Annotated in this window: 3 protein-coding genes; 2 read left to right on the top strand and 1 reads right to left on the bottom strand. The window is 37.9% G+C overall.

The window, feature by feature from the left end; genetic code table 11:
* Positions 1–564 (top strand): pirin family protein (locus WBM70_RS03905; RefSeq protein ID WP_424557198.1); only part of this gene is annotated, 564 nt, incomplete at its 5' end.
* 81 nt (positions 565–645) lie between these two features.
* On the opposite strand, the gene WBM70_RS03900 is transcribed toward WBM70_RS03905, so the two are convergent.
* The gene (locus tag WBM70_RS03900) at positions 646–1,512 is read right to left on the bottom strand and encodes a patatin-like phospholipase family protein (RefSeq protein ID WP_424557197.1); all 867 of its coding nucleotides are present in this window, start codon (positions 1,510–1,512) and stop codon (positions 646–648) included.
* 108 nt (positions 1,513–1,620) lie between these two features.
* Here WBM70_RS03900 and WBM70_RS03895 point away from each other — a divergent pair.
* The coding region (locus WBM70_RS03895; RefSeq protein WP_424557196.1) for an SIR2 family NAD-dependent protein deacylase at positions 1,621–2,432 on the top strand (812 nt) is incomplete at its 3' end.

Raw genomic sequence — 2,432 nt, 5'->3', positions numbered from 1 at the left:
CATAAAGGTTTTGGCACGCATCCTCATAGAGATATGGAGATTATTACTTATGTATTAAGTGGTGAACTTACGCATGTTGATTCAATGGGGAACAAAGAGAGTTTAGGAAGAGGTGCTATACAATATTTATCAGCGGGAACGGGCATAACACATTCAGAGATGAATGATGGTGATGAGGTAGTCCATCTTATTCAAACTTGGATAGTTCCTCACGCTAAAAACTTAGAACCTCAATATGGTTCAAAATCATTTAAAGTTGAAGAGCGTAAAAATCAATGGCTTTATTTGGTTGGTCCAAAAGGCAGCGATGCTCATATCTATATTTACCAAGATACATCAATGTACGCCTGTGAACTTGATGATACTCAAGAGATAGGATTTGAAGTAGGAAGTGCAAGACAAGTTTATCTTAAATTGATGGAAGGTAGAGCCAATATTAATGGCACATTGTTTCAGTCTGGTGATGCAGCAGAAATCATAGGTGAAAATATTATTATTACAGGTATTCATAAAGCGCACATATTGTTAGTAGAGATGGTAAAGGAAGTTGATGAAAAACTTTGAACGCTTTCTTAAAACCTTATAAAACATATGATCTTATAAGGTTATCATGTAAAAGTAATTTTTCAATTAAATAGACAAAGATTACGCAAAACACTCTTTAGCTTTTTTATACCCCAAAGCTATCATTTCATCTGCCCGATCAAACTCTAGGGTTCCACATGCATTTCTGGCAATTTCAATCGTATGATCTGGTGGGTATGCTGCAAGCTTTTGTCTTGCGATCGTACTTTGCATAGCATCGAATGCCTGATTGGCAATATCGAAAACGCCTAAATCTATTTGTTCTACTTCTTCCTGAATGTTTTGTTTTAAATTGTCGATAAAGTTACTAATCTTTTGATGAAATGTTTCTGATTCCTTTGTAAGGGTCTTTTGTGTATCTTTAGATATTTTTATGCTTTCTAAGGGTCCACCTAGATTAACAGCAATGGTCATCTGGGTATCATCACTGAAGGTTGGAGCTATTGGAACGGGGTTTAAAACGCCACCATCTATCAGTTTGATACCTTTATGATCGTAAGGAGTAAAGAAGAGTGGTAATGATATTGATGCTCGTATTGCATCAAACAGGCTGCCGGAGTTCATCCAAACTTCTTTCTCATTGTTTATGTCTGCAGCGACTGCAGTAAAAGGAATAGGTAGCTCTTCGATCGTTTGATCACCTACTAACTCGACTAAACTCTCAATGATCTTATCGCCTTGAACAAGTCCATTTCTACTCCATGACATATCTAATAATGTGAGGATGTCTAATTTCGTTAAGGGACGTACCCATTGCTCAAATTCATCCAGTTTACCAGCGGCATATATTCCACCGATCATAGCACCTACGGAACATCCAGAAATAGATCTGATTTCATAGCCATTTTCTTCAAGCCAATGTATCACCCCAATATGTGCCAAACCACGAGCACCACCACTCCCAAGAACCAGTGAAACAGTTTTCATATATTTCTCCATTTTAATTATATCTTTATAATTAGAGTATACAAAAAATTTTTATATATTGAAAAGGTTTACTATTAATAAGCTTTTTCTTTGTGCTATAATCCTTCTATGAACATCACAGAAAACTTAGAAAAAGCCAAACAATTATTACAAGATTCTGATGCCATATTTATCACTGCGGGAGCAGGGATGGGAGTAGACTCAGGCTTGCCTGATTTTCGAGGGGTAGAAGGGTTTTGGAATGCATATCCAAAGGCAAAAGAGTTGGGGCTTCATTTTGAAGAGATGGCAAATCCTGAGTGGTTTGAGTCTGACCCTCAGTTGGCTTGGGCTTTCTATGGGCATAGGCTGCATCTTTACCGTGATACCGTACCGCATGAGGGGTTTAAAAAGCTTTTAGATTATTCTAATACTAAAAAATATGCAAGCTTTGTTTTCACTTCAAATGTAGATGGACAGTTTCAGAAAGCAGGTTTTTCAGAAAAGGAAATAATGGAGTGTCACGGCTCCATACATCACCTCCAATGCATCGATAACTGTCATAGACGGTTATGGTCTGCAGATGATACTTTCATAAAGATAGAAGAGGGCTTTAAAGCTAAAGAACCATTACCCTCTTGTCCATTTTGTGGGGCTATGGCAAGACCAAATATATTGATTTTTGGTGATTACAGCTGGGAGGATGCACGTACTGATGACCAAAGAGTAAGATTAGGACTATGGATAAATAAATTAGAAAAAGAAGGTGCAAAACTTGCCATTGTTGAGATGGGAGCTGGCACAGCTGTGCCAACTGTAAGGAACACGTCAGAGCAGATAGCCTTGAGGTTCAATATACCTCTGATACGTATCAACCCAAGAGAAAGCTTCGGTGCTCAGATAGAACTACCAATGGGAGCAGTTGAAGCGCTCAATAGGAT

It is taken from the genome of Sulfurovum sp., assembly GCF_049668085.1.
Classification (GTDB): domain Bacteria; phylum Campylobacterota; class Campylobacteria; order Campylobacterales; family Sulfurovaceae; genus Sulfurovum.
The sequence above is the reverse complement of the archived record's forward strand: the minus strand, read 5'-3'. Positions and strand labels throughout refer to the sequence as shown.